The sequence below is a fragment of the Blautia luti genome (assembly GCF_033096465.1).
Classification (GTDB): Bacteria; Bacillota; Clostridia; order Lachnospirales; family Lachnospiraceae; genus Blautia_A; species Blautia_A luti.
In genome coordinates, this window is record NZ_AP028156.1 from 3,419,815 (window position 1) to 3,445,236 (window position 25,422).

General features: G+C 40.2%; 32 protein-coding genes and 3 pseudogenes. 12 read left to right on the forward strand and 23 right to left on the reverse strand.

Annotated elements, in window-relative coordinates:
- The first annotated feature begins 32 nt into the window (after positions 1-32).
- On the forward strand, positions 33-1,616 hold the full coding sequence (locus R8695_RS15810) for a glucose-6-phosphate isomerase (protein ID WP_154779473.1): 1,584 nt from the start codon (positions 33-35) through the stop codon (positions 1,614-1,616).
- 108 nt (positions 1,617-1,724) lie between these two features.
- On the opposite strand, the gene R8695_RS15815 is transcribed toward R8695_RS15810, so the two are convergent.
- The 6 genes from R8695_RS15815 to R8695_RS15840 form a co-directional block, all read right to left on the reverse strand.
- Entirely contained in the window at positions 1,725-3,836 is a 2,112-nt protein-coding gene (locus tag R8695_RS15815) for a two-component system response regulator (RefSeq protein ID WP_154779652.1), read from the reverse strand.
- Between the two features lie 198 nt (positions 3,837-4,034).
- Positions 4,035-4,247 (reverse strand): hypothetical protein, encoded by a 213-nt coding sequence (locus tag R8695_RS15820; protein ID WP_154779472.1) that lies wholly within the window; start codon positions 4,245-4,247, stop codon positions 4,035-4,037.
- Between the two features lie 62 nt (positions 4,248-4,309).
- On the reverse strand, positions 4,310-5,830 hold the full coding sequence (locus tag R8695_RS15825) for a right-handed parallel beta-helix repeat-containing protein (protein WP_167515431.1): 1,521 nt from the start codon (positions 5,828-5,830) through the stop codon (positions 4,310-4,312).
- Between the two features lie 163 nt (positions 5,831-5,993).
- Positions 5,994-6,467 (reverse strand): 8-oxo-dGTP diphosphatase, encoded by a 474-nt coding sequence (locus R8695_RS15830; protein ID WP_243139422.1) that lies wholly within the window; start codon positions 6,465-6,467, stop codon positions 5,994-5,996.
- A gap of 270 nt (positions 6,468-6,737) precedes the next feature.
- Positions 6,738-6,926, reverse strand: a complete 189-nt coding sequence (locus R8695_RS15835; protein WP_308418790.1) for an AlbA family DNA-binding domain-containing protein — start codon at positions 6,924-6,926, stop codon at positions 6,738-6,740.
- A gap of 425 nt (positions 6,927-7,351) precedes the next feature.
- Positions 7,352-8,446, reverse strand: coding sequence for an alpha/beta hydrolase (locus tag R8695_RS15840; protein ID WP_154779470.1), 1,095 nt, complete (start codon positions 8,444-8,446; stop codon positions 7,352-7,354).
- Positions 8,447-8,709: 263 nt separating this feature from the next.
- Between R8695_RS15840 and R8695_RS15845 the strand changes: the two genes are divergently transcribed.
- Entirely contained in the window at positions 8,710-9,114 is a 405-nt protein-coding gene (locus tag R8695_RS15845) for a LysR family transcriptional regulator (protein WP_154779469.1), read from the forward strand.
- Positions 9,115-9,132: 18 nt separating this feature from the next.
- The gene (locus R8695_RS15850; RefSeq protein ID WP_154779468.1) at positions 9,133-9,627 is read left to right on the forward strand and encodes a nitroreductase family protein; all 495 of its coding nucleotides are present in this window, start codon (positions 9,133-9,135) and stop codon (positions 9,625-9,627) included.
- Positions 9,628-9,670: 43 nt separating this feature from the next.
- Here R8695_RS15850 and R8695_RS15855 read toward each other — a convergent pair whose 3' ends face one another.
- The 3 genes from R8695_RS15855 to R8695_RS15865 all read right to left on the reverse strand — a co-directional run bounded on the left by R8695_RS15855 (position 9,671) and on the right by R8695_RS15865 (position 11,290).
- Positions 9,671-9,922 (reverse strand): hypothetical protein, encoded by a 252-nt coding sequence (locus R8695_RS15855; protein WP_205730787.1) that lies wholly within the window; start codon positions 9,920-9,922, stop codon positions 9,671-9,673.
- A gap of 35 nt (positions 9,923-9,957) precedes the next feature.
- On the reverse strand, positions 9,958-10,866 hold the full coding sequence (locus R8695_RS15860) for a LysR family transcriptional regulator (protein ID WP_154779467.1): 909 nt from the start codon (positions 10,864-10,866) through the stop codon (positions 9,958-9,960).
- A 202-nt stretch (positions 10,867-11,068) separates the two neighbouring features.
- A complete protein-coding gene (locus R8695_RS15865) occupies positions 11,069-11,290 on the reverse strand; it encodes a hypothetical protein (protein ID WP_243139421.1) in 222 nt (73 codons plus the stop codon).
- Between the two features lie 352 nt (positions 11,291-11,642).
- Between R8695_RS15865 and R8695_RS15870 the strand changes: the two genes are divergently transcribed.
- From R8695_RS15870 to R8695_RS15885, 4 genes are read left to right on the forward strand one after another with little or no spacing between them, the layout of a single operon-like run.
- A complete protein-coding gene (locus R8695_RS15870) occupies positions 11,643-11,972 on the forward strand; it encodes a DUF6442 family protein (RefSeq protein WP_005608366.1) in 330 nt (109 codons plus the stop codon).
- Positions 11,969-12,175, forward strand: a complete 207-nt coding sequence (locus R8695_RS15875; protein WP_003865061.1) for a helix-turn-helix transcriptional regulator — start codon at positions 11,969-11,971, stop codon at positions 12,173-12,175. The genes R8695_RS15870 and R8695_RS15875 overlap by 4 nt, the downstream gene beginning before the upstream one ends.
- A 9-nt stretch (positions 12,176-12,184) precedes the next feature.
- Positions 12,185-12,487: a hypothetical protein gene (locus R8695_RS15880; protein WP_008121271.1), complete on the forward strand. Its 303-nt coding sequence runs from the start codon at positions 12,185-12,187 to the stop codon at positions 12,485-12,487.
- Positions 12,488-12,506: 19 nt separating this feature from the next.
- A complete protein-coding gene (locus tag R8695_RS15885) occupies positions 12,507-13,304 on the forward strand; it encodes a YhfC family intramembrane metalloprotease (protein ID WP_243100771.1) in 798 nt (265 codons plus the stop codon).
- Between the two features lie 81 nt (positions 13,305-13,385).
- Here the strand turns inward: R8695_RS15885 and R8695_RS15890 are convergent, their stop codons facing one another.
- The 12 genes and pseudogenes from R8695_RS15890 to R8695_RS15945 all read right to left on the reverse strand — a co-directional run bounded on the left by R8695_RS15890 (position 13,386) and on the right by R8695_RS15945 (position 20,722).
- Positions 13,386-13,532 carry a hypothetical protein gene (locus tag R8695_RS15890; RefSeq protein ID WP_167515430.1) on the reverse strand — a complete coding sequence of 49 codons (147 nt, stop codon included), beginning with the start codon at positions 13,530-13,532 and terminating at the stop codon, positions 13,386-13,388.
- 40 nt (positions 13,533-13,572) lie between these two features.
- On the reverse strand, positions 13,573-14,097 hold the full coding sequence (locus R8695_RS15895) for a flavodoxin family protein (protein ID WP_154779466.1): 525 nt from the start codon (positions 14,095-14,097) through the stop codon (positions 13,573-13,575).
- 47 nt (positions 14,098-14,144) lie between these two features.
- On the reverse strand, positions 14,145-14,960 hold the full coding sequence (locus R8695_RS15900) for an alpha/beta fold hydrolase (protein WP_154779465.1): 816 nt from the start codon (positions 14,958-14,960) through the stop codon (positions 14,145-14,147).
- Between the two features lie 94 nt (positions 14,961-15,054).
- Positions 15,055-15,573: pseudogene (locus R8695_RS15905) on the reverse strand (DUF1349 domain-containing protein); the annotation flags it as partial.
- 274 nt (positions 15,574-15,847) lie between these two features.
- Positions 15,848-16,273 (reverse strand): annotated as a pseudogene (locus tag R8695_RS17795) (GNAT family N-acetyltransferase).
- Between the two features lie 543 nt (positions 16,274-16,816).
- Complete coding sequence (locus R8695_RS15915; protein ID WP_008393853.1) at positions 16,817-17,656, reverse strand: aldo/keto reductase; 840 nt, start codon at positions 17,654-17,656, stop codon at positions 16,817-16,819.
- Positions 17,657-17,660: 4 nt separating this feature from the next.
- Complete coding sequence (locus R8695_RS15920; RefSeq protein ID WP_005347226.1) at positions 17,661-18,242, reverse strand: acyltransferase; 582 nt, start codon at positions 18,240-18,242, stop codon at positions 17,661-17,663.
- Positions 18,227-18,556, reverse strand: a complete 330-nt coding sequence (locus tag R8695_RS15925) for a flavodoxin (RefSeq protein WP_167829735.1) — start codon at positions 18,554-18,556, stop codon at positions 18,227-18,229. Before R8695_RS15925 ends, R8695_RS15920 begins: the two co-directional genes overlap by 16 nt.
- Positions 18,514-18,792 (reverse strand): annotated as a pseudogene (locus tag R8695_RS15930) (MerR family transcriptional regulator); the annotation flags it as partial. The pseudogene R8695_RS15930 and the gene R8695_RS15925, both read right to left, overlap by 43 nt.
- Before the next feature lie 16 nt (positions 18,793-18,808).
- On the reverse strand, positions 18,809-19,381 hold the full coding sequence (locus tag R8695_RS15935) for a flavodoxin (protein WP_154779462.1): 573 nt from the start codon (positions 19,379-19,381) through the stop codon (positions 18,809-18,811).
- 208 nt (positions 19,382-19,589) lie between these two features.
- The gene (locus R8695_RS15940; RefSeq protein ID WP_279238185.1) at positions 19,590-19,721 is read right to left on the reverse strand and encodes a hypothetical protein; all 132 of its coding nucleotides are present in this window, start codon (positions 19,719-19,721) and stop codon (positions 19,590-19,592) included.
- 2 nt (positions 19,722-19,723) lie between these two features.
- On the reverse strand, positions 19,724-20,722 hold the full coding sequence (locus tag R8695_RS15945; RefSeq protein ID WP_154779461.1) for an alpha/beta hydrolase: 999 nt from the start codon (positions 20,720-20,722) through the stop codon (positions 19,724-19,726).
- Positions 20,723-20,841: 119 nt separating this feature from the next.
- Here R8695_RS15945 and R8695_RS15950 point away from each other — a divergent pair, with 119 nt between their 5' ends.
- On the forward strand, positions 20,842-21,279 hold the full coding sequence (locus tag R8695_RS15950; protein WP_118571954.1) for a MerR family transcriptional regulator: 438 nt from the start codon (positions 20,842-20,844) through the stop codon (positions 21,277-21,279).
- A gap of 27 nt (positions 21,280-21,306) precedes the next feature.
- Here R8695_RS15950 and R8695_RS15955 read toward each other — a convergent pair whose 3' ends face one another.
- A complete protein-coding gene (locus R8695_RS15955) occupies positions 21,307-21,825 on the reverse strand; it encodes a ClbS/DfsB family four-helix bundle protein (protein ID WP_024729655.1) in 519 nt (172 codons plus the stop codon).
- Between the two features lie 54 nt (positions 21,826-21,879).
- Positions 21,880-22,482: a Type 1 glutamine amidotransferase-like domain-containing protein gene (locus tag R8695_RS15960; protein ID WP_062808204.1), complete on the reverse strand. Its 603-nt coding sequence runs from the start codon at positions 22,480-22,482 to the stop codon at positions 21,880-21,882.
- A 338-nt stretch (positions 22,483-22,820) separates the two neighbouring features.
- Between R8695_RS15960 and R8695_RS15965 the strand changes: the two genes are divergently transcribed.
- From R8695_RS15965 to R8695_RS15980, 4 genes are read left to right on the forward strand one after another with little or no spacing between them, the layout of a single operon-like run.
- Positions 22,821-23,525: a lantibiotic protection ABC transporter ATP-binding protein gene (locus R8695_RS15965; protein WP_025580190.1), complete on the forward strand. Its 705-nt coding sequence runs from the start codon at positions 22,821-22,823 to the stop codon at positions 23,523-23,525.
- Complete coding sequence (locus R8695_RS15970; protein WP_008705323.1) at positions 23,526-24,272, forward strand: lantibiotic immunity ABC transporter MutE/EpiE family permease subunit; 747 nt, start codon at positions 23,526-23,528, stop codon at positions 24,270-24,272.
- A 2-nt stretch (positions 24,273-24,274) separates the two neighbouring features.
- Entirely contained in the window at positions 24,275-25,018 is a 744-nt protein-coding gene (locus R8695_RS15975) for a lantibiotic immunity ABC transporter MutG family permease subunit (protein WP_118509081.1), read from the forward strand.
- Positions 25,011-25,388: a NisI/SpaI family lantibiotic immunity lipoprotein gene (locus R8695_RS15980; protein WP_025580194.1), complete on the forward strand. Its 378-nt coding sequence runs from the start codon at positions 25,011-25,013 to the stop codon at positions 25,386-25,388. The genes R8695_RS15975 and R8695_RS15980 overlap by 8 nt, the downstream gene beginning before the upstream one ends.
- Positions 25,389-25,422: the final 34 nt, after the last annotated feature.

Sequence of the window (25,422 nt, forward strand, 5' to 3'; positions counted from 1 at the left end):
ACCACACTCATTTTTAAAGGAGGAATATTATTATGGCAACTTGGAAAAACCTGGACACCCTGAATTCCTACGGAAAACTTGCCGGTCTGAAAAATCATGTGAATATTGCTGATGCAATGTCCGGTGAGAAGGGCGCAGAACGTGTAAAGAATTACAACACACCTATGGCAGCCGGCTTAAATTATAATTATGCTGCCAAGGAAGTAGATGAAACTGTTTTATCTGCTCTGGCTGAACTTGCTGATGAGGCACAGTTGATCGATAAATTTCAGGAATTATACAATGGCGCAGTGATCAACACCGGAGAGAAACGTATGGTTCTTCACCACCTTGCACGTAAACAGCTTGGTAACCCGGTAGTAGCAGACGGTGTTGACAAACGTGAATTCTACGTTACACAGCAGAAGAAAGCTGCAGACTTCGCTAATAAAGTCCACGCAGGCGAGATCACCAATGAGAACGGCGAGAAATTTACAACCGTAGTACAGATCGGTATCGGTGGAAGTGACCTTGGTCCACGTGCTTTATACATTGCACTTGAGAACTGGGCAAAGGCCAACAACACATTCAAGATGGAAGCGAAATTCATCAGCAACGTTGACCCGGATGATGCAGCCGCTGTTCTGGCATCTGTCGACCTGGCCCATTCTCTTTTCATCGTTGTATCCAAATCCGGAACAACTCTGGAAACACTGACCAATGAAGCATTCGTTAAGAACGCACTTACCAAAGCAGGCCTGGATCCATCCAGACATATGCTTGCTGTAACCAGCGAGACTTCTCCTTTAGCTAAGAGTGAAGATTATCTTACAGCAATCTTCATGGATGACTATATCGGTGGACGTTACTCTTCTGTATCCGGAGTAGGCGGAGCAATCCTTTCCCTGGCATTCGGACCGGAAGTATTTGCCCAGCTTCTGGAGGGCGCTGCTGCTGAGGACGAGCTTGCAACCAACAGAGATCTGTTAAAGAACCCGGATATGCTGGACGCACTGATCGGTGTGTATGAGCGTAATGTACAGGGCTATCCTGCTACAGCAATTCTGCCGTACTCTCAGGCATTGAGCCGTTTCCCTGCACACTTACAGCAGTGTGATATGGAGTCCAACGGTAAATCTGTAAACCGTTTCGGTGAGCCTGTTGACTATGTGACAGGACCGGTGATCTTCGGTGAGCCAGGAACCAACGGACAGCATTCCTTCTATCAGTTATTGCATCAGGGAACTGATATCGTACCGCTTCAGTTCATCGGCTTCAGAAACAGCCAGCTTGGCGTGGATGTAGATATTGAAAACAGCACCAGCCAGCAGAAACTCTGCGCTAACGTAGCTGCCCAGATCGTTGCCTTTGCATGCGGAAAGAAAGATGAGAACCTGAACAAGAATTTCAAGGGTGGACGTCCTTCCAGCATCATTACAGGCGATGAGCTGACACCTGCTTCTCTGGGTGCATTACTTGCACACTTCGAGAACAAGATCATGTTCCAGGGCTTTGTATGGAACTTAAACAGCTTCGACCAGGAAGGCGTACAGCTTGGTAAAGTCCTTGCGAAACGTGTTCTTGCACACGAAACTGACGGAGCACTGAAAGTTTACAGTGACCTTCTGAACATCTGATAATCCTTATGTCCGGCAGGCAGCACTGCCGGCATAATGAATAACGTGAAACCAAAAATGGGAGATATGCAGTGAGTATGCATATCTCCCGTTTTAGTTTCATAATATTTACTGCTTTTTCCGAAGCATTTCTATGTACACATCTTTCGGCTGTGGACGAGCATAATAGAATCCCTGTATATTATCGCATTCCATCTTTCTCAGAAGTTTCACCTGTCCGAGAGTCTCCACACCCTCTGCGATCACGTCCATATCCAGGCCGTGGGCCAGATTAATCACCTGCCGTACTACTTTTTTACCTTTGTCCTGCTCAATATAATCGATCAGACTCTTATCAATCTTCAGAGTAGTAAACGGCAGCTCATTTAAAGTGATAAGAGACGAATATCCGGAACCAAAATCATCCATATGAAGCCGAAATCCTTCATTCACCAGCATATCTGTAAATTTCCTGATCTGTTCATTATACAGAGTTGCCGTTTCTGTCAGCTCAATGGGGACACAGGAAGGCGGAATGCCATATTCCTTCACGATCTCCACATAACGCTCTACGACTCCGCTGTGATGAATGCTTGCCCTGGACAGATTCACAGATACAGGCAGAAGTTCCTCACCCCGCTCCATGGTATCTCTCTGGAATCTGCATACTTCACGAAATACATATTCATCCAGTCTCACGATCAGGCCGTCCCTCTCATAGAGCGGGATAAAATCTCCCGGCATTACCATAGAACCATCTTTATTGATCCAGCGCACCAGTGACTCTGCACCTACGATCTTGTCTGTTTTTACATCATATTTCGCCTGGAAATAAACTACGAATTCCCTGTCACGGATCGCTTCTTCGAATCTGTTCTCCAGAACACGGTTCTGATTCTGCTTCTCATTCATCTCCCGGGTATAATAGGCTACATTACATTCATAATTATCCCGGATACTCTTCAGCGCCAGAAATCCTCTGTCACAGAGTACAGAGATTGGCTGAGATTTATCTATATTCTCATAGATTCCACATTTCACCCTTACATTGGGAACCGGCGCATCGGCAGCGATCTTTGCCAGAGATCCTTTCACATTCGCCGGTGACAGGTCAATATTTCCATAAGTCATGCACACGAACTGGTCACTTCCATATCTGGCGATCAGTCCCAACTTGTGATTTTTGTTAAAAGCCCTGCCCAGATAACAGAGCATCTGATCTCCTACTTTCTCTCCATAGCTGCTGTTGATCTGCTTGAAATCCCTGACATCCGCCACTATCAGATGGAAGTTCTCCTCCGGTTTCAAACGTATCAGTGTTTTCGCATGATAGAAAAATGCCTGTCTGGTGTACAGCCCGGTCAGCTCATCATGCTCCACAGCAGTCAGTGTCTGTGCAGATTCTTTCAGCTTGATCACACTGTTGATCCTGCCGATGACCACTCTGGAATTATAGGGCTTCGCAATGAAGTCCGATGCTCCCAGATCCAGGCACTGTATCTCCACATCCGGTTGATTGCTTCCGGTAGTCACGATCACAGGTACTGAGGCCAGCAGAGGATCACTCTGACTCCTCTTCAGGAATTCAAAGCCGTCACAAACCGGCATACAGATGTCCAGCAGTATTACAGACAGATCCCTATAATGCTCTGCAAGAAGCTTCAGTCCCTCTTCTCCATCCTCTGCCATAAGTACTTCGAAATTCTCAGACAGTACTGAGGAAAGGATTTCACGGTTCAGTTCATTATCCTCTACGATCAGCACTTTACGCTTGGACGCTGTGCCGCCTGGTTTCAGAAGTTCACTCAGCTCATTCCTGCGCACATCTATATCTTCATTGGCAAATGCAAATACAATGCTCTCGAAATCATCTGCATCTCCAATTCTGGCGCATTTCATATAATAAAACTGGATTTCGCCGTTTCTTCTTACGCGATAATGTACTGTAAACTGTGACACCCTGGTGAGATGTTCACAGACCGCATCCAGATTCGTCTCCATACTCATCTTGCGTCTGTCCTCAGGCACTACTTTGTTCTCTATGTAGGAAGTCATGGCTGATTCATAAGGTTTTTCTTTATACAATTCTTTTTCTACATCAACGTCCTGGTTTCTGTAGCGGTAGATCTCTATCTGCTGAGTTTTTCTGTTTACCAGATAAATATTCGTGTAATCATCACCCAGAATATTGATCAGTCCCAGAAGCTGTGTATTTTTTTCCCTGTCAGAATCTGTTCCCATCAATCTCCACCGCTCCTTTCTGATATTTATCTATAGTATAAAACACCCCCGCTTTTGTAACTGTCGGGGTGATATGTTTATATAATCATACAATTAATGATATAATTCTACTCCTTTTCTGTAAGTGTTTCAAGCCTTCTCTCGTCAAATCAACGTAAAAATCAGGCTAAAAGCATCCCATGCCCTCCAGTGCTATCACTACTTGTTTAATGCTTCGTTCAGTGCCTCTACAGAATTGGCTTCTTTGAGGACCGGAAGATACGCAGATTCACATCCGAATTCCAGATTCTGCTCTTTCTGTGTGAACCATTTCAGGAAAACACAGGAAGCATATCTTTGTTTTCTATTGTAAACTTTTTCTCGGATTTTTTCTATCTGAACACACCCGAAAATCATATTATCTGTATTCATATTGTTATCTGACAGATAATTGATGTTCTTTCGGGTGTGTTTTTATATTTTGGTTTACTGGTTCAGACATTTTTTACGTTCCAGTACACTGTATATTTCATCTGATTGTAAATAACATTTGTAAATGAAATATCATAACTGGTTCCCAACCCTGATACTGTGTTGTATACTACATCCTCTTCTTTCATAGAATTGTAGACAGGTTCATAATCTGCCAGTCCTGGCTTTTTCGCAATGGTATCCTCGGAATAACGGCTTACGATGATCTCCATAAAAGCATCACAGGCAGAAGCTGTATTTCCGCTGACTGTTACATTACTGATTCCCCTTGCATCCACTGCAAATGCCGGTTCCGATGCTGTGGCAGATTTGATATTGGTAAACGTATTATTTTTGATCGTTGAATTCTCCCAGTTCTGGGCTCTTATGGCAAATACTCTGCAGGAGCTGAATGTATTATTTTCTATGCGGATATTCCGATGGGGATGTCCCGGTGTATACATATGGGTTCCTACACCTGCTGCCAGATTTCTGAACACATTATCATGAATATAGATGGTATCGTCGGCCGTTTTGTCCATAGTACTTCCTCCCCAGGTAAATCCTCCTGTGGCAGCATCCGGCACATCCAGGTTGATGGCTTCCTTAACTCCCGTGGAAGTACATCCACTGAATGTACAGTTCTTTATTTCTACATTATAAGAGGCATCCATTTCTATGAAATGGGAAGTTTTCCCGGACATATTGGCGAAAGTGATCCCCTGGATCAGGATGTTCTTCGTGTGTCCCATCAGAATGGCGTCACTTCCACTGTATTCTTTGTCAAAAATTACTGTTCCCTTGCCAATGAATTTCACGTCGTGTACCCCATTATATCCGGAGTATTTTACTCCTGCACGGGCATCATTATTATCATACAGGACAAAAAGTCCTGCCTTTTTCAGGCTTTTTATGATTACGCCGTCTTCGAATACCAGGGTTACGTTGGATGGAACATACAGGTTATAGGCGAGATTGTAAACACCTTTCTTAAGATGCAGTTCTCCCCCTCCGATGGTTGAAAAATACTCCATATAAGAAAGAAGAACATAATGAGACCGTGTCTTCTCTGTGAAAGCAGCGGTTCTAATATATCTGTTCTGATATGGGTTGGATTTCGGAGTTACCGTAAATACTCTGGGAACCGGAGTGGGTGTGAGCGTAGGTGCCTTTTTCTTCGGTATGGTGATCTTTACGCTGGATGAATAGCTACTGTACACAGTCTTTCCGCCAACTGTTTTATACGCCCGGATACGGAAATAATACTTCTGGCCGTAACTTAGATTCTTGATCTTCAGGGAACTGATATTTCCTGTTTTCTTTACTTTTTTGTAAGATGCAAAGCCTTTTTTCTGATAGACCACATATCCTTTAGCTCCGGAAACTTTCTTCCAGGTAAGCTTTACTTCCCTGGCGGCAGTTTTCTGGACTTTAAGTCCGGAGGGCTTCTTCAGTGATGCCGCACTCACAGGATATGCTCCCAGACACAGGCTAAGCAGGAGCACCAGCAGTAATGGCAGGACTGACAGTTTCTTCTTTCTCATGAACATGATCTCCTCTGATTTTCATCTGTTTTATTTTTATATGTTTTATTTCCATGTTTTTTCGGTCGGATGCAGGCTTTTCCTTCGCTGCAGCGGTATCTTTGTATAACAGTATTATATAATTAATGAACTGTATATGTAACAGAAAACCCAATATCCGATGTTAATACAACGTTCCTACATACCCTTCCGTTTTCCGTTTCATATAACACTCATTCACCTGGTCAGATTCCATAAGTTCCAGCACGTATTCCATCCCTGTAGCCAGTTCACGTTTTTTCAGTTCTTCTAATGGAATCCAGTATACTTTTCCCTCTTCAGAACTTTTTAACTCGCCTGAAAATTTCTCTGCTTTATAGAGAAAAAGTACATTATGAATGCCATCCCTATGCCAATGATATACCCCTCGCAGCTTCGGGCTTTCTATTTTTAATCCGGTTTCTTCCCAGACTTCACGGATTATGGAATCATTGAATATTTCGTTCTTTTCTACATGACCACCAGGAAAGGTCGTTCCTGTGTAGCTGTCGTTTACTTTATCCAGTGCCAGGACATTTCCTGCATTGTCGCAAATCATGCACATATTCATAAAGCAAACCTGCTCTATACGACTGGCCTGCTTTTCATTTGTACTCATTTTTTCCATTCTCTACGTTATCCTCAATTTATTCTATATTCTGAATATAAGGCTTCCAATATTAAACGCCTGTTTCACTTCTCCAAGTATCAGCGCAGACAGAATCACTCTGCACAATGGATTGACAAATCCAAAGATTGCAACTTTCGAAACATCATTCCATTGTAAACTGCGTTCCACTCAGCACTACCGGAGATACTCTTCTGGAAAAAAGATTGATCACCACAACTCCGGCAAATCCCAGAACACATCCTGCGATTTTTCTGCCTGTCATCCGCTCATTTCGGAAGACCAGACAGGACAGCAGAATGGCAATAAAGTTTCCCAGTCCGGTGATGATGCTTCTACTGATACAACAATAACTGTTTTCCCGTTTACCATCTGCGGCTCAATATCAGGAATGATCTGTGGCACACAGGAATCAGAAACTGTATTGGCAAAAGCTACGATTGTCTTCATGTACTTTTCACTTTTATCAGGTAAGGATACCTTGTACTCAATATTTTCGATTCCCCGGAAAACATAGTATCTTCTACCATTCTTTTACTCCTAATCTATACTCGCACCACTGGTGCGAGTAATTCTATTTCCAGAATAAGAACTCTCTGGATGCTTAATAATTATTATACGGTCCATTCATCACTTTCCGCAAGTAAGAAAAAAGAAATAATCAATATATAAGGTTTGTCACAACATCCACAAACTTTAACTATTGTCCTTAAAATACAAATTATCTTTCTAGAAAATAACACAAAAAGGATGCACTACGGTAACTTCTCCATTACCTTGGCACATCCTTCGTATTATTATTTTTTGCGCTTCTTTTTTTACAAAAAAGGTAGAACACTCTCTTAATTTCGAGAGTATCCTACCCTGTTTCATTTTTATTTGGCAAGCTTATCGATCCATGCAAACAATTCTTCCAGATCATAATCTCCGCTATGCGGTAATCCCCACGGCAATGAAAAATCCACTTCATAACCTTTGTTCTTTAACATTGTTGCCAATATTACAGGAATCGCAATCGAAGTATCTCTGTCAAAAGCTCCATGACGGATTCTCCAGTTTTTTGTCGTATCACATTCTCCGATGAATTTTGTCGGATTCAAAAGTTTTATAATCTGTTCGTCCGCTTTTACTCCACCTACTTTGGAATGTTTTTCAGCAAATTCTGTAAAATGTCTTGCCATTACTTCATCATCACCAAATTCTTCGTTTTCCGGGCTTTCTAATGAAAGTGCATCAAAAGCCGGAGTTGGTTTCATTCGTGTGATTTTCTTTACATATGCATCTGTATCAATCTTTTTCACCTGATTTCCTTCAAATATAATGTATTCCTGTTCATCTATATCGCTTCCCGGAACAGCTAGATCTGACAATCTTACGCTGGTATCATGTGTTTCTTTTTCTTTTTTAGCAGATGCAGATACAAAGCTCATGACATAGTCTTTAAAATTTGTGATGATTTTTTCTACGTCTCCTGGTACTGTTTTTGCGTTATGTCTCATATAGCGGATTGCCGCTTTCATATCTACAATTAATGCCGGCGCACGTCCACTTCGTTTCTCCTGATTTTCTGTGTTTTCTTTTCCTGTTCCACCTACAAAAAATTCTTTGGAATGCATACCTGTATTGCGGCCTCTGATTCCTGCACACATTACAACATATCCATGTAATAAAGCTTCAAATGCAGAATTTGGTTTGTGATTAAATCGATCAATTCCCACTTCCATTGCCGGACCTTCCATATAGCCACCTACCGTATTCGGTGCAAAAATCGGCGCTGTATTTAATGAATATCCATTTATTGTTTTCCCACTATAATACTCTTCCGATACATAGATGTTCAATGTCTGAATTTTACTTGCAGGATTTGCACAATAAACAATATGTTCAAATGCCCTATATGTAATGCTCCGGTTTCCCAGCTCACATGTTTTTATTTCATATTTTTCTGGATCAAATGTTAAATCGTACATAAATATCCTCACTTTCTAGTCGTTGTTATATTGATCTGCATATTTCTCAACATCGAGTAATAATACAATTATAAGAATAATAATTCCAAGGATTGCTCCCATCCATATTCAAAATAGGTACTTTCCTTTTTGTTTCCATATTAAAACCTCCCTGAGTTTTTATTTATTTGATACATTTATTATATTGTTTGCTTTGTTGACAAATAATTCTGCTTCTTTTAAAATTAAGTCAGAATCCGACTTAAAAGTAATAGGGGCTTATTATGAATACAGAATATTTGAAAGAATTTGTCGTCCTTGCAGAAACAAAAAATTTTGGGAAAGCTTCTGACCGCCTGTATATGAACCAGTCAACCTTATCCAAACATATTAAAAGTCTGGAAAATGAGCTTGGGATCAATCTGTTTTTACGCACTACCAGAAGAGTGGAGCTTACTAATTATGGTCAGACATTTTTACCTTACTTTGCTTCCGGACTAGGAAATGGTATGATTAATATGATCAGTGCAGCTATCCGTCAGTTAGTTTTGCTAATTCCGTGCCTATGGTTTTTAATAAAAACTCTTGGTAGCACACACGGCTGGTATGCATTCTGGATTGCAGAGACAGTTGCCTGCATATACAGTTACTGCATATCACATAAATTACTAAAAAACATTTCACAATAACGATTGGAGGTTTATAAAATGAACGAAATATTTCACAGAACAAGTATTAGAAAATATCAGAACAAATCCGTTGAGGACGACAAAATCGAAAAAATTCTACAAGCAGCTATGGCGGCACCATCTGCTGGAAATCAACAGCCTTGGGAATTTTATGTAATCAAAGATAAAACTACGCTAGATAAATTATCAAAGACCAGCCCTTACGCATCCTGCTGTGCATCTGCACCTCTTGCTTTTGTTACATGTTACCGCATTAACTGCACAATACCTGAATATGCACAGATTGATATGAGTGCTTCTGTAGAAAATCTCTTACTGGAAGCAGACGCCCTCGGACTAGGTGCTGTCTGGCTTGGAATTGCTCCTCTGAAAGAACGAATGGAGGCTGTCCGTACAGTATTGAACGTGCCTGAAAATCTGGACGTTTTCGCTATTATTCCATGCGGCTATCCGGAAGCGGTTCATGCTCAGCAGGATCGTTTTGACAAGAAGCGGATACACTATGTTTTGTAATGACAAAGGCATGAACTCCTAATAGAATTCATGCCTCTTATTTTTACTGCTTTTCTTTCTTTTCATAATTTTTAAAGCCAACAATCTGAAGAATTAAACATACAGCCACAAGCATCAGCAAAAATATAAAACCATGTGTAGATCCTGCTGCCGTTTTTTGCTCATGGCTAAAAGAATTATTCTGCATCTGCGCTGCTACCACCAATGCCGCACAAACACTGGTTCCTACCGCCATAGGCATAATCATCAACCACCTTTCTGCTGCTATTATATCAGCAAACAGCGGTACATACATAACACCTATTTTATATGATTATCCATAGCCTATGACTATGGATTGGCTGGAGCATATTTCCGTAATTCTTCCAGATAGCTTTTTCCAAGTTCACTTAATTCCTGATTTTCATTCAACACATATCCAATATGCATTGTTTCATTTTCTGCAAGCGAAACGGAGATGATATTTTCTCCGTTCAAATATTTCGGGAAAATGCCACTTGAAATAGTATAGGCATTCAGTCCAAGCATGAAGTTGACAATAGCCCCTCTGTCATTGACCCGAATTTCCTTATCCACCGGGATGGAGCTGAATAGTTCCTCTGAAAAATAGACAGATTCATACTCTCCCTGTACAAAGTTTAGCCGCGGATAAGGTGCAAGGTCATGGACGGAAACTACTTTTTTCGATGCTAATGGGTGATCTTTTTGTAAAAAAACATGAGGCTTTGCTGAAAATAGCTCGGTAAACACCAGATGGTTTTCCTCTATCACTTTCCGCATGACGACTTCGTTTTCATGCGATACATAAAGGATGCCTAAATCACAGACACGATTTTTCACATCATCCAATATCTGATGTGTTCCGGTTTCATTATAATAAAAAGCGTATCGTTTCTGTCCAAAACGCTTAACTAACTCCACAAAAGCGTTTTCCGTAAAAGTATAGTGCTGAGAAGATACTCCAAATGTCACTTTTCCCGGAAGATTTGTAACATACCGATCCTCCAGCAGTTCCATCTGCTGTATCACCTGACGAGCATAACCGAGAAATTCAGCACCATCTTTTGTCAGAGTAATTCCGGTTCTGCTGCGAAGAAAAATGGTAATACCAGCCTCTTTTTCCGTTTCTTTGATGGAATTGGACAGACTTGGCTGTGATATAAAAAGCAGTTTTGCCGCTTCAGTAATAGAGCCAACTTCTGCTACCTTCAAAATATATTTTAATTGTTGAACCCTCATTTCTTTATCCTTTTTATTCTTACAAATCTTGATTTCACGATATCATTTCTAATACAGATTTTACCGTATTTTTTAGGTTCAGTCCATCTTTTAATCACAACCGATAGAAAAACTCTTCTATATCTGCTCCACTGCTGAAAATTGCATTACAGTATTCCGTAATCACTTCTTCCTGTTCTGGGGATAACGTTTCCAGTAATTCCTAGTATTTCTTTTCAATCTCACTTACTGGCTCTTTATCCTGATTTAACTTCCATTCCGAATACGCTTTTCCCATATGCTCTGTAATTGTCAGATTCACAAATTCCTGCACTTCCTCTGGTATGGTACTCGTAGATTCCTGTTTATCTTTCTTTTTATCATTTGATTTTTCAAGTGTCGTATCATCCATATAACGAATGATTTCTCGAATATTTGACTTCATTGACTGCAAATATCCATTGATCAACTCCGTGTCATTCCGTCAAGGGCATCTTTCTCTCCTCCTTACATTTCATATGTTTAACACGAATTGATACAAGTGTCAATCTCGTTTTGTTAATATCACCCATTTCCCTTTTTGGCTACTTCCCTGCCTCTTCAGATAATTCTTTTCCTTCAATTTGGTTATATATAATACTTCACACTAGCAAGATTCCAATCTAACGCATAATCGAAGTGGTAGAAAAGTTATCTCTTATATCGGTTGTAACTTTTTTATGAACTCTATTGACAAGAAAACTTGGTATGTGCATAATATAAAATATGCAAAGAAAACTTGGTATGGAGGTGTTTTTATGAAAAAAGACGAAATCTTAAATGCAAGCAGAAAAGAACATCGCAATAAGGACTTGGCTGAAATGGAAGTGGTATATCAAGCCGGAAGTCACGCAAGCAGAGTTGGTGCTTTAGTGTGTTGTTTGCTTTCGCTGTTATCTTCTGTGCTTGCTCATACTATGATTTACAGTCCGTGGGTTATATACTTCAGCATTATTGCAACACAATGGTTAGTTCGTTTTATCAAAATGAAGCGAAAGAGCGATTTGGTCTTGACTGTTCTGTTTTTTGTGCTTTCCATTTTGGCATTTGTTGGATTTGTTAGCCATCTTTTAGAGGTGAGAATATGAAAGAACAATTACAACTGAAAAATCACTTAAAGGAAGTTCGCACAGAAGCAAATCTTTCTCAAGCTCAGCTTGCAGAAATGGTAGGGGTATCAAGAAATACCATTAGTTCTATTGAAACAGGACAGTTTAATCCAACTGCAAAATTGGCTCTAATTCTTTGTATTGCATTGGACAAAAAATTTGAGGAACTATTCTATTTTTAGGAGGTCATTATGGAAAATATTATAATGTTGATTTTGGGAGTGTTCATATCTGTTGTGGGAATTGTAAATATCAAAGGCAATATCAGCACAATTCACTCTTATAACAGGCGAAAAGTAAAGGAAGAAGATATACCAAAGTATGGAAAAACAGTCGGCACAGGAACGCTGATCATAGGAATATCTCTTGTATTAGGTTTTATTGTTTCGTTTTGGAGTGAAATAATTATAGATTATATCATTCTTCCAGCAGTTATTGTCGGATTAGGCTTTATATTGTATGGACAGTTCAAATACAACAAAGGAATTTTTTGAGAATCAGGGAGGTATAAAGATGGAATTGAACACAATATCAGGTCTGGCGATAGCGGGAGTTATCTGCTCCGTTGTCTTCTCGATGGGGGTACCGATTGCTTTGTTCATTGCAGGAAGGGTGAAGCTTAAGGCAAGGATTTCCTCGTTCTTTATCGGAGCAGGAACCTATCTGCTGTTTGCCATGCTGTTGGAGCAGCTGCTGCATGTTCTTGTCATTCAGTTCTGCGGACTGAACGCACAGAGCAGGCCATGGCTTTACTATGTGTACGCGGCTTTGGCTGCAGCGGTTTTTGAAGAGACCGGAAGACTGATTGCCATGAAGTTCTGGATGAAGAAATGGCTGGATTTTCCAAATGCACTGATGTATGGAATCGGGCATGGCGGTGTGGAGGCCATTCTGATCGGAGGACTCTCCGGAATCAGCAATCTTGTGTCCATGCTGATGATCAACAGCGGAGCCATGCAGAATACGCTGGCGGCACTTCCTGCTGAGTCTGCAAACCAGACCGTGTCACAGCTGTCGGCCCTATGGACAACACCGGCACCACTCTTTTTTGTAAGCGGAATCGAAAGAATCAGTGCCATCATTCTGCATATCGGGTTGTCACTGCTGATCTACCGGGCGGTAAAGGCAGGCAAATGCAGGACAGCGGCTTTTACAGCGGTTCTTGCATATGGGATTCATTTTATCGTGGACTTCTTTGCCGTGGCAGGTCCGGCGCTTCTTCCCATCTATGTGATTGAAATTGGTGTCTTTGTGATGGCAGCCGGAACTCTTGTTATGGCGCTGAAGATGGGAAGGATGGAAGAACTGTGAATTCCAGTTTTCTGCTATCATAAAACAGAATATATCTGACAGAACGCACCGTAGAAATACGGTTTTTCAAACAAGAAGTTATCAGTGATTATCTTTTAGAAAACAGCCAACTACAGCGACGCCAAATCCAAGAACACCTAGGACATATCCCCAAAAATTATTTGTTGTCACAACAATTCCTAAATGTATTATTGCAATCCCCAATAACTCAATCTTAATTCCTTTCATCGCAAATACCTTCGTTACAAACTTGAATTTGGAGTGTGCTTTATAAATTTTTTCCGATTCCCTCAAGTTCGTTCATGGAATTCTTATTTTTTTCAAGTTCATCTCTGGCTGTTGCATAATATGATTTATTGAAAAGCATGTCCCATGAAAGATATTTTGCCATACAGTCAAACTGCTTATCAATCAGCTCATACTGGATACTGTCTACGGGAGAACCACCTACAACAATCGTGCCCACTTTTTTATTTTTTAACTGCAATCCACGGCAGTAGCACTTATCAATGACTAATTTCAATTGTGCTGACATTCCCCACCAATAAACTGGCGTAGCAAAAAGAATCATATCTGCGGCAGTAATTTTATCAATTGTAGGATTTGTATCATCCTTATCGACGCATCCCTTAGAGCATTGACAGACACCACATCCCTTGCATGGTGCAATGTTGAGTTTGTCGGGTTCAATGATTTCAATTTCATTCTTTTCTGACGCTCCTTTTATAAATGCATTGATTGCTGTCAGCGTGTTTCCTTTTCTGGCACTTCCATTAATGATTACAATTTTCATGCGTGTATCCTCCAACTTTTTCAATTCAAATAACTTTAGGTTGCCTGTCATAAAATATTCGAGAAGAACTCTTCTAGTAAACTATTGATCATCTCCGGTTTATCTGTATTAGAATTATGACCGGCCCCTTCAATCCACTTTAAAGGAATTTTCGTTTTTCGATGCCATTCTCTGTTATACCTTATGCATGAACCGGCATGATCCTTTGTACCACATATCAACAGGGAAGGACATTTGATTTCATAAGGCAGATCCTTTTCCATTGCCTCTGCCAGAATACGAAATCCATGCCCGGCAATTTGTGCATAACGATGCTGATCACCATCATAGACCAGCATCATTTCCTTCATCAGGTTTCTGCCATAATTAGAAGTTGCAACTCCCTTTGTTCCGGATTTCAAAAGCAACTTCCATGGGTAATGTGCATATACTGGTTCCATTCTTTTCAGAAGCCAGATCTCCACTGCTGTCACATAGTTTCTCTGGAGCGGTGCTGAATCAATGGAAATAAAACCTGCCAGCCGGTCAGGATACAATTGTGCATAAGCCTGGCCTACATATCCTCCCATTGATTGACCGATTATAATTGGTTTTATGATTTCTTCTTTTTCAAGAATCCCATTCAGCCATTTTGCCTTATCAAACAAGTCAAAATCAAACCGGAACGGCCAGGAAGAGGCATGAGCCGGTGCATCCCATACAATAATATTATATTTTCCATCGAAGTACGCAACCTGTTTATCAAACAGTCTATGGTCAGCAGTCAGCCCCGGAAGAAATACAAGCGTCGTTGTATCCAAACTCAGAATACTTGACCAATAGTGAATTGTTCCGCAAGAAGTTTGATATGTACTTTCCTTCAACAAATCCACCTCCGCAATTTTCATTTTTCTCAGTTACTCAACCTGAAAAACTTTAACTATTTTCATATTGTTTTTTTATATCAAATACATTCTGCTACATCTCATCCGGTTTTTGACCATCGTGGGCTTTCCATTGACACTCCGTCAATTTCATATCTGTAAATACCGCTTTAAACGATGAATCTTCCGGACTGCATGCATAAATTCCAAATTTGATTTTTCCTGCACCAGCCCACATATGACAAATCCTCATTTGCTTAAACCGTATGCCATCCTCAGAACATTCAATGCAATAATCATCTTCACGTCTACTGAGACGATACCACATAGATTTAATCTCTGCATCAATTTCCGTAGTTGCCCAATCTGAATATCCATTGTTTGTCACGACACTTCCCAGGTGCTGAAAATTGTCATTCTCATATTCTATAGAACCTTTCAACCAATTCTCACTGTCAAGATACATAACCACACCGCACTGATCAAAGCGATTATGGCTTTCCTTAAAATCTGTTTTCACCATAAATGAAAAAAACTTTTCCTCTGTTTCTATCTGCAAAACCGGAGCATTATCATTGCGGAAATGATAGTAAGTTCTTTGCCACAAATCAGTTCTAGTACATCGTTTCGTAAATAACTATACCAATCGCGTAGGATGCGGATTCGAGTGTGCTGGTATAAAAACGCAGGCGTAGCGGGCTACGCTGAGGCTTTTAGACCTGTGCAATCGGATTCGCAGACAAGTGAGTGGTATAGTTATTTCGAAAGCGATATACTAGGCTGTGTAGTAATCTCAATTTTGTCATCTGTCAGCGTGTAATCATCAGGTTCTCTCGTCCACTTAAAATCTTTTATATTCATTTCATTATCCCTCCAACTTCCGATTTCTATTTTCGTTTCCATAGCATAGTGTACTCTTTTTCACCAGTATCTTCATCCAAATCTTCACATTGAATAATGAACCCTTCTCTTTGGTAAAAAGAAATTGCTCTGGCATTCTTCTGGTATACATTTAATCGTAAGTTAACTTTTTTATCCTTAACATAATCTAATAAAAGCTTACCTATGCCACATGACTGCATTTCATCGGAGACAAAAATACCTTCGATATATTCAGCATTTAGTCCTACAAATCCTTGAATCATTTTATCATCTTCATACACATAGACTTCGGATTGTCACATCATTTCTTTCACTAATTCATAATTACTTTTCCAGTATTGATTGGAAATAAAATAATGTGCTTTCAGATTTGTCTTTAACCATATGTCAGCAACTCTATCGATATCTCCGTTCAGCAACTTTCTAATCATAACAAATATTCTCCACAACTACATCCTTTATGCTTTTCTCTTTTATCCATTCTATCACAAGCTCACCATTAATCATCAATTTTTTGATATTTTTTCTTTTTCCCTACTGCAAAACAGCATCTGAGTGTTTAGAAAATAACAAAAGCGTTCGTTGTCAGCTAATCCAGCTAACATTTTCGAACGCTTTGAAGCCCGTCGCCAAGAGGATTTAAACCTCCGACCCCTCGCTTAGGAGCTCGAGATACCACTGTAAATACATACAATGATTAGTCAACCTAAGTCAAGGAAATCCTTGGTTTTCCTAACTATTCTGTTACTCCCTGTCAAAATAAGAAAACCTGTTTTCATCTCTGTAAAGCACCTTTCGGTGCTCGGAGCACCCGGAGGATATAACCATTCCGTTCCATCGAGTTCACTCAGTTGGCCACCATTACGATTCAGCTTCGTAACAATGATCACTTGGTTTTCTTATTAGATTAACTATATTATAACGTGCTGTAGGTCGGATGTCGATGATTTTTTGACCATACTATTTTCTCCATATTATTTTTCAAACTCTGGTTTCCAGTTTGCAAACTGTACAAGCTGTTCATCCGTGCGGTGATAATATCTTTCATTTTTGTCCAGCTTTGCAATCTGTTCCATTTCTTCATCTGTTAATGCAAAATCAAAGATATCCATATTGTCCTTAATGTGTTCTGCATTTTTACTTCCAGGAATTACAACAAATCCCATCTGAGTATGCCAACGGAGAATAACCTGTGCAGGTGTTTTTCCATATTTTTTGCCAAGTCCTGCAAATACCAACTCATTCATTAATGCTGTATCTCCATGTCCCAGCGGATACCAGCTCATAAGCTTAATTCCATATTTGTCTAAAGTTACACGAAGTTCTTTCTGTGTGAAATATGGATGTGCTTCCACCTGAATAAACTGAGGTACAATTTCCCACTTTGTTTCCAACTCTTCCATATATTTTCCTTCAAAATTCGAGATACCAATGGATTTTGCTTTGCCCTCTCTATACGCTTTTTCGAGCATTCTGTATCCGGCAAGCCAGTTGCCTGCAGGCTGGTGTATATAAAGTAAATCCACATAATCAACACCAAGTCTTTCTAGAGTTTCTTCTACAGTATTCTCATTTTCATATTCGCTAGCCCATATTTTTGTTGATAGAAATATATTTTTTCTGTCAATTCCACTATCCTTGATTGCTCTTCCAACTGCACGCTCATTTACATAAGCATTTGCTGTATCAATTAGGGAATATCCCATTTTTAATGCCTCTAATGTACTTGTGTAGGCATCCTCTGGTGATAACATAAAAGTTCCTAGTCCAAGCATTGGACATTCCAAATTGTTATTCAACTTCATATTTTCCATCTTTTTAGTCCTCCTGAAATTTTTCTTTATCAAGCATTTTTATTACTTTTGCCGGATTTCCAACTGCTACTGCATAATCCGGTACATCCTTTGTCACTACAGATCCAGCTCCCACAATTGCGTGTCTTCCGATACATACTCCCGGAAGTATCGTAGCTCCAGCTCCTACCCAGGCATATTCTCTTATCAGAACAGGCTTACAAGTCAGAGTACACAAATCATATGGATCATGATTATTGGAAATAAGCTGTACATTTGCAGCAATCATAGCATTGTCTTCAATCGTTATTCCACCTCTTGCCATTGCAAGAAGATTAGAATTGATAAATACATTCCTGCCAATCTTTACGCTTCCAACACATGCTCCATTAAGCGGTGGTGATATCATACTCCCATCTCCTAGGTTATTTCCAAACAATTCCTTTAATAAATGATTATATTCATCAGTAAAAGGCATTGTATGATTAATCTGAAATAATATTTTTGTCTGACGTTGCCCTTCTGTACTTTCTTTTATTGACGCAGTTCTTACATCAACACGTATTTCCTTGCATTCCATTTTTCTAACCTCTATTTCTGTATCCATCTTTCAAGTACATCTTTCGCTTGATCTACGCTGCTTCCATGTATCGCAATGCCTTTCTCAATCACTGCACCTTTTGCACTTTTTTTAATATCACTCTCCGTATTTGACAATCCGCTTCCTTCATGCGTACAGAATGGATGAATTTTCTTTCCTGTAAAATCATAACTTTCCAGAAAAGTATATACAGCCATTGGCATGGTTCCCCAGTAATTCGGGTATCCAAGATAAATCTCGTCATATTGATCTATGTCCTGTGGCAGATTTAGTATCTCTGGTCGTTTTCCTGTCTGTTTATCCTCTTTTGCCTGTGCAATGCAGGTATTGTAGAATCTCCCGCCCTAAATAGCCTTTGATATTCAATCAGACTTTCTATGGGAAGTCCTGCATTTCTCATACATACTGCAAGCTCAACCCATCTAAGATCTTCTTCCTGGTAATCCCGAATTCCTCCGGATGTTCTTGTAACTTTAGGAATCACATTAACCCTCTCATAATAACGGAGGGTATCCTGTGAAATACCATATTTTTCTGACACTTCTTTTATTGTCATATTCTTCCTCCACAATTTAAAGAAGATTTTTCACACTCTGTATCCATTCATTAATTTGTTCCTGAGGTGTCTCCAGATTACTTCCACCTGTAGAATCAAACTGTATCTGCATATCGCAAACCACATTTGCGCCTTTGCAGGCTACTTTCATATCCTTTATTACATGCCCTGGCCAGCCACCATTTGTCATAAAAGGTACTACTGTCTTTCCGGTAAAATCCTGTTGGTGCAGAAATGTTTTTACAGCCGGAGCCATTGTGTACCACCATGTAGGTGTCCCAACTGCGATGACATCATAATCTGCAATATTGATATCCAGCGGTTTAATTTCAGGTTCGTATCCGCGCTGCACTTCATTCTGTCCCTGATTTACCACATCATCATAACTGCCAGAATATGGAACTACGGTATCTATTTTTAGAATATCGCTATCAGTCTCACTCTGCAGCATTTTTGCAATTCTTTCCGTGTTTCCATTTGACCATGAATAATATATAATCAGTAATTTCTTCATCTTTTTACCTCCTGTTTCGATTAGCATACTACTTGAAGTTAACTCCAAGTCAAGAGCTTTTGATTTTTTCTTCATAAACGCTGGTATGACGCAGACTGTGGAAGACCCAAGACTCGCTACTGGCGGTTGGTTAGACCTTACCAGACAGGCATTCCACCTGCTAGACTACTCGCCCTTATCTGGGCGCACAATCCCGATTTGACGGTAATTTCTGTTTCTCTACATCCTACAAGCCCAGATAAAACTAATATACACAGACTAAATAACAGTACTCTTTTCAAACTCATAATTTCTTTCCAAGTTCATATGCTTTTTTCATCACATCAGCATGGCTTGCAGCTATATTTGCAGCATCAATTCCACCATCTACGATATATCCGGGCTTCATATTACTCAAATATTCTTCACACGTCATAATTAACCAACTCCGTTTTCTTTAAAAAATTTCTGAATTTTGTCAAATGGGATCACATCCGGATTATCGTATAGATCTGTATGAACAGCTCCCGGAATTGTCAGCAATTCTTTATTGGATGTGTACTTGCTGTCCTTAATCATATTTTCATAAGCATCTTTTCCAAAATAATAGCTGTGTGCTTTTTCTCCATGAACGATAAGGACTGCACTTCTGATTTCATTACTGTACTTTAATATTGGCTGATTCATAAATGACATACATCCAATACTGTTCCAGCCATCATTTGAATTCAGGCTCCTTTTATGATAACATCTGCCTTTATAATACTCACTGTAATCTTTTACGAAGAAAGGTGCATCTTCCGGAACCGGAAGGGGAACGCAACCACCGCCTCTTGAATATTCGCCTTTACGGTATTCTTCTGTCCTGAGGGTATTCAGTGACTGTTTCTTTGCATAACGTGCTTCTTCACTGTCCTCAGAATCAAAGTATCCATTCGCATTTACTCTTGTCATATCATACATGGTAGAAGCAACGGTTGCTTTTATTCTTGTATCCAACGCAGCTGCGTTAAGAGCCATTCCACCCCAGCCGCAGATTCCAATGATTCCTATTTTATCCAGATCCACATCTTCCCGAACAGAAAGGAAATCAACAGCAGCCATAAAATCTTCTGTATTAATATCTGGAGAAGCCATAAATCTTGGATAGCCTCCACTTTCCCCCGTAAAAGAAGGGTCAAATGCAATTGTTAAATATCCTCTTTCAGCCATTGTCTGTGCATATAATCCGGAACACTGTTCTTTGACTGCCCCAAATGGTCCGCTTACGGCAATCGCAGGATATTTCCCAGATGCATTTTTCGGTTTATACAAATCTGCGGCAAGTGTGATTCCATAACGATTTACAAATGTCACTTTCTTATGGTCTACTTTTTCACTCTGTGGAAAAGTTTTATCCCATTCAGATACCAGCTTTAATTTTTCTGTTTTTAACATATTTAACATCCTCCATATGCAAAATTTCTTGTAATTACACTAACAATAGTATATGATATAAATATCTTACAACCTAAAGTTAACTTTAGGTCAAGCATAAATTTGAAAGAAGGTTTTTTATGTATACAATCGGTCAGGTCTCTGCAATGTTTAATCTTCCTGTTTCTACATTAAGGTATTATGACAAGGAAGGCTTTTTCCCTAATCTGGAACGTAAGGGAAATATCCGTTATTTCAGCGATAATGAATTAGAAGCACTTCGTATCATTGAATGTCTGAAGAAATCCGGTCTTGAGATAAAAGATATAAAGCAATTTTTTATCTGGGTATCTGAAGGCAGCTCCAGCTATGAAAAAAGGAAAGAATTATTTGAAACCAGAAAATCAGCTGTTGAAACTGAAATTCAGGAACTTCAAAAAACTCTCTCCCTCTTAAAATTCAAGTGCTGGTATTACGAAACAGCAATGAAAGATGGTAACGAAGATGCTATAAATGCCATGTTGCCTGACAAACTTCCAAAAAATATACAGAAACTATATGACAAAGGGCATGAATGATTTTTGCTTTCTCCATCAAACTGGAAGTTATAGTGCAATCTTTTTCCATTTTCTAATCTTGGTTCTAAAGGTTCCGAACGGAGCAACTGTATTAACATGTATGAATTTGTATACTTCCCATACAGCTGTTTTAGTTGCTTCGTCAGCCCATTTTCTCATATGTGGTTTAAATAATTCTTCATCACTCAGAGAATCAATCATTGCATAAATAGAGTTGATATTCTCATTCAATCTGTCTTTCAATTCTTGCAGTGACAGCTGAGCATATGTATCTGTGAACCATTGATATAATTCGCCAAGCTGATTCCACTTAAAATTATCCGAAGGAGTTTTGACAGGAATACCCTTTCTTTCGTCTGATTCCCATTTAATAACAAGAGTTGTCCAGCCAACCTGATAAGCAAGATTTTCTGCCGGAGTTCGATCGATCTCATCAATTCTCTTATCTTTTAAATGCTCCGGAATATCATTAAATTCTGAAATATACTTTGCAAAGCTTTTATTTATCTCGTTTTTAAGTTCGTCTTTATTCTCATATGTTCTCAATAGTCTATCTCCTCAGCTTCCGATTTTCCAGTTTCAAAAACTGGAACTTTCAAATTAGTCTTTGCAAACAACCTTTGAACCTTCACCATCAATTACAATTCCCTGACGGTTGTTAATTGGGGATAGATTCAAATCCGAAAATTCAGTCATTATTTTCTCGGTAACTTTCTTAAATGGTGCTGTAAGATAATGCGGAAGAACATAGAAATCAATCAAATCAAGCCCTGCATCATCTTCTTGTGAGTAGTCCTCCGGCTTTTCATCCATTTGTTCAATATATTGGATAGTTGGAGCGCATATAATCGCACCTGCCGATTCACCGATCATCAGTTTTCCCTTTTCCAATTCCTTCTTCAATAGCTCATCCGTTCCCGTTTTACGAAGCTGGTCCATAAGGAAGAAAGAATTTCCACCAGTAAAATATATCACATCCGCATCTTCAAAAACAGACTGTATCGTTAAATAAGCCTCCGTTGAAATATCAATTTCAGTTACGGCTGCTCCCAGTTTATTGAATAGCTTTCGAGCCGAGCCGACATAACCGGTATAGCCTTCACGCAGCGAAGCTGTGGGAATAAATGCGACTTTCTTGTTATCAATTTCTTCTTTTATCAAACTTCCTACACTTGAAAAGTGCGAACATAAAAACAGTTTCATCCATATCCTCCTTAATAAATTCCGATTTCACGATATCATTTCTAATACTAATTTTACCGTATTTTTCAGATTCAGTCCATCTTTTAATCCCAGTCGGTAGAAAAACTCTTCTGTTTCTGGCATGGGAATGGCGGAGATCATGAAGTCGTATCCGCTTTACACCAGACCGCTCAATTCCGGTAGGGCTTTTTAAGGCCCTAAATGCGTAGGTTGGTGCTTTGTTGCGATATGCTCCACGGTTACGGTGTATTGTTCATATTCTGTTTTCGGGAATCTTTATGAAATCTTCAAAATTGCCCGGTATGCTATCCGTAAAATCAAAGAAAGGACTTGATTATATGGATATGATTTTGAAAACGACTGACCTCTGCAAAAATTTCAAGGGGCAAATGGCGGTAAACAATGTGTCACTGAACATCCGGCGCAACTCGGTTTATGGTCTGCTGGGGCCGAATGGGGCTGGCAAATCCACGATCTTAAAAATGCTCACCGGCATTTTGCGCCCCACATCGGGAAGCATCGAGTTTGACGGCCACCCGTGGAAGCGGAATGATCTGGAGCATATCGGTGCTTTGATTGAGATGCCCCCGCTTTACGAAAATCTGACTGCATACGAAAATCTCAAAGTCAGAACTACATTGCTCGGCCTGGACGATGCACGAATTAACGAGGTATTGCAAATTGTCCAGCTCACGAATACCGGCAAGAAACGGGCCGGGCAGTTTTCTCTTGGTATGAAGCAGCGGCTTGGTATTGCTATTGCATTGCTGAACAGTCCCCAGCTTTTGATTCTGGATGAACCGACTAACGGCCTTGACCCTTTAGGGATTGAGGAACTTCGAGAGTTAATTCGCTCTTTTCCCTGCAAAGGGATTACAGTTATTTTGTCCAGCCATATTCTGTCAGAAGTCCAGCAGATTGCAGATCATGTGGGTATCATTGCTGGCGGCGTCCTTGGATATGAGGGAGAGCTTCGCGCCGGTGAAGATTTGGAACAACTCTTTATGGATGTTATTCGCAGAAATGGTAAGGAGGGATATTAAATGGAGATGGCATATATTCAGGCAGAGAACCTAAAGCATAAGAGAACTTTCACAAAAACGCTGATCGTTCTGGCCCCGTTTGTAACTGCGCTTATGAACTTTTTTGCCCCTCTTTGGTTCCAGCTCAATTCTTATAATTGGTGGTATATCCTGCTTTATCCTGGATTCCTTACGCTCACCTGTGCCTTGATTGAACAGCGGGATAATGGCAAACTAAAATATCGTGCCGTTGCTTCATTGCCTGTTTCGCAGAACAAAGTCTGGAAAGCAAAAATTGGAGTGGCCGGTATTTACTCCTGTGTGGGGAATTTCATTTTCTTGGCGCTAAATCTGTTGGGCGGTTTTGCAATATTAGTTATCAACGAAATTCCCCTGACAATCGGAATTTGGCAGGCTGCGGCCGGAACAGCTTGTATTGTCATTGCAAGCCTATGGGAAGTTCCGCTGTGCTTATGGTTATCAAAAAAAGTTGGTATCTTTGTCACGGTTATTCTTAATGCCGGACTTGGAAGCGTTTTAGGGATTTTCACGGCTACAACCTCTTTGTGGATGATCTGCCCGTATAGCTGGGTGCCGCATCTTATGATTTCCGTGTTAGGTATTTTGCCTAATGGTGAGCCGGTTGCAGATCAGAGTACGGCAATGGCATTTTGGATGATTATACTTGTATTGGTCATTTCGCTGGCCTGGTTTGCGGCGCTGTCATTTTTAACTGCAAGATGGTTTGAGAAAAAGGAGGTGGGGTAACTATGGTATCTGTGGTTCGCTGCTGGAAAGCAGAATATCAGAAGTGTAAACATAGCATTTTGCTCTATATGCACAGCATGATTCCGATTATATGTGCGGCGATTTTTGCGGGTTACTATCATATATCCAGATGGGAACTGGCAACCAAAATCAGTGCCTATCTGGAAGTGCTGGCCGTTGCGTTCCCGTTTCTGATCGGCATTATTGTGGGCCTGGTTGTTCAGATTGAAAATCAGGCCGGGCATTATCAGCTTTTGTTGGGAACAATCCCATCTCGCATGGCAACGTATATTGGTAAACTTGGTTTTCTGATGATCTGTGCTTTTGGCGCAACATTTTTAGCGTTAGGAACATTCGCTGCACTATATAGGGATGCTCCGGCAAGCCTTTACCTGAAAGCAGGGATTCTATTGTTGATTACCATGCTTCCCATTTACCTGATTCATTTGTTTGTGGGAATGAGCTTCGGAAAAGGTGCATCTATGGGATTGGGAATTGCAGGGAGTTTAATAGCTGCCCTTATGATAACAGGGCTTGGTGACGCTACATGGAAATATATTCCCTGGGCCTGGGGCGTTCGTGCTATGGATTACACTGTGCTTGCATGGGATAGCCCCCAACTGTATGCACAGGTAAAAACCGATTTTTTCAGCGGTATGATTATTTCTGTATGCTACACTGTTTGTCTGCTGATTGCCAGTTTGGTTTGGTTTCATGGTTGGGAGGGAGGTAAAAACAGTGAATAAAAAGTGCCTGTTTGCCGTGGTAATTGTGCTTGTAAGTCTTATATGCTTATCGGCCTGCGGTGCGCTCCGCGATACCGCCGATAAAAATAAGGCGTTAAATGAATCTCTGCCGTATTATGAGCTGAACGCCGCAAACTATGATGAAATTTCATATAACGGCCTGACATATACCATAACGGATGAATGTCTTGAAATGTCAGAACTGCAAGAAGAAATCGGGCAGGTATCGAAACGCTTCAAAAATGTGGCGGGGGAAGATTTCAGTTTCGGCTACGTTTACAGTATTGTGGATGTGGATATAAGCAATGCCGTAGCTGTAAATATCAACAATGAATATCGGAAAGCTGACATTAAAAATAATGATGAGTAACCTCGACAATGTGGTATAATGGGGCGGGAGGTGA

Bases quoted from the DNA above. Each gene is read 5' to 3' on its own strand.
- R8695_RS15810 (WP_154779473.1), top strand. From the start codon at position 33: ATGGCAACTTGGAAAAACCTGGACACCCTGAATTCCTACGGAAAACTT.
- R8695_RS15815 (WP_154779652.1), bottom strand. From the start codon at position 3,836: ATGGGAACAGATTCTGACAGGGAAAAAAATACACAGCTTCTGGGACTG.
- R8695_RS15820 (WP_154779472.1), bottom strand. From the start codon at position 4,247: ATGAATACAGATAATATGATTTTCGGGTGTGTTCAGATAGAAAAAATC.
- R8695_RS15825 (WP_167515431.1), bottom strand. From the start codon at position 5,830: ATGAGAAAGAAGAAACTGTCAGTCCTGCCATTACTGCTGGTGCTCCTG.
- R8695_RS15830 (WP_243139422.1), bottom strand. From the start codon at position 6,467: ATGAGTACAAATGAAAAGCAGGCCAGTCGTATAGAGCAGGTTTGCTTT.
- R8695_RS15835 (WP_308418790.1), bottom strand. From the start codon at position 6,926: ATGAAGACAATCGTAGCTTTTGCCAATACAGTTTCTGATTCCTGTGTG.
- R8695_RS15840 (WP_154779470.1), bottom strand. From the start codon at position 8,446: ATGTACGATTTAACATTTGATCCAGAAAAATATGAAATAAAAACATGT.
- R8695_RS15845 (WP_154779469.1), top strand. From the start codon at position 8,710: ATGAATACAGAATATTTGAAAGAATTTGTCGTCCTTGCAGAAACAAAA.
- R8695_RS15850 (WP_154779468.1), top strand. From the start codon at position 9,133: ATGAACGAAATATTTCACAGAACAAGTATTAGAAAATATCAGAACAAA.
- R8695_RS15855 (WP_205730787.1), bottom strand. From the start codon at position 9,922: ATGTATGTACCGCTGTTTGCTGATATAATAGCAGCAGAAAGGTGGTTG.
- R8695_RS15860 (WP_154779467.1), bottom strand. From the start codon at position 10,866: ATGAGGGTTCAACAATTAAAATATATTTTGAAGGTAGCAGAAGTTGGC.
- R8695_RS15865 (WP_243139421.1), bottom strand. From the start codon at position 11,290: ATGAAGTCAAATATTCGAGAAATCATTCGTTATATGGATGATACGACA.
- R8695_RS15870 (WP_005608366.1), top strand. From the start codon at position 11,643: ATGAAAAAAGACGAAATCTTAAATGCAAGCAGAAAAGAACATCGCAAT.
- R8695_RS15875 (WP_003865061.1), top strand. From the start codon at position 11,969: ATGAAAGAACAATTACAACTGAAAAATCACTTAAAGGAAGTTCGCACA.
- R8695_RS15880 (WP_008121271.1), top strand. From the start codon at position 12,185: ATGGAAAATATTATAATGTTGATTTTGGGAGTGTTCATATCTGTTGTG.
- R8695_RS15885 (WP_243100771.1), top strand. From the start codon at position 12,507: ATGGAATTGAACACAATATCAGGTCTGGCGATAGCGGGAGTTATCTGC.
- R8695_RS15890 (WP_167515430.1), bottom strand. From the start codon at position 13,532: ATGAAAGGAATTAAGATTGAGTTATTGGGGATTGCAATAATACATTTA.
- R8695_RS15895 (WP_154779466.1), bottom strand. From the start codon at position 14,097: ATGAAAATTGTAATCATTAATGGAAGTGCCAGAAAAGGAAACACGCTG.
- R8695_RS15915 (WP_008393853.1), bottom strand. From the start codon at position 17,656: ATGGAAAATATGAAGTTGAATAACAATTTGGAATGTCCAATGCTTGGA.
- R8695_RS15920 (WP_005347226.1), bottom strand. From the start codon at position 18,242: ATGGATACAGAAATAGAGGTTAGAAAAATGGAATGCAAGGAAATACGT.
- R8695_RS15935 (WP_154779462.1), bottom strand. From the start codon at position 19,381: ATGAAGAAAAAATCAAAAGCTCTTGACTTGGAGTTAACTTCAAGTAGT.
- R8695_RS15940 (WP_279238185.1), bottom strand. From the start codon at position 19,721: ATGACGTGTGAAGAATATTTGAGTAATATGAAGCCCGGATATATCGTA.
- R8695_RS15945 (WP_154779461.1), bottom strand. From the start codon at position 20,722: ATGTTAAAAACAGAAAAATTAAAGCTGGTATCTGAATGGGATAAAACT.
- R8695_RS15950 (WP_118571954.1), top strand. From the start codon at position 20,842: ATGTATACAATCGGTCAGGTCTCTGCAATGTTTAATCTTCCTGTTTCT.
- R8695_RS15960 (WP_062808204.1), bottom strand. From the start codon at position 22,482: ATGAAACTGTTTTTATGTTCGCACTTTTCAAGTGTAGGAAGTTTGATA.
- R8695_RS15965 (WP_025580190.1), top strand. From the start codon at position 22,821: ATGGATATGATTTTGAAAACGACTGACCTCTGCAAAAATTTCAAGGGG.
- R8695_RS15970 (WP_008705323.1), top strand. From the start codon at position 23,526: ATGGAGATGGCATATATTCAGGCAGAGAACCTAAAGCATAAGAGAACT.
- R8695_RS15975 (WP_118509081.1), top strand. From the start codon at position 24,275: ATGGTATCTGTGGTTCGCTGCTGGAAAGCAGAATATCAGAAGTGTAAA.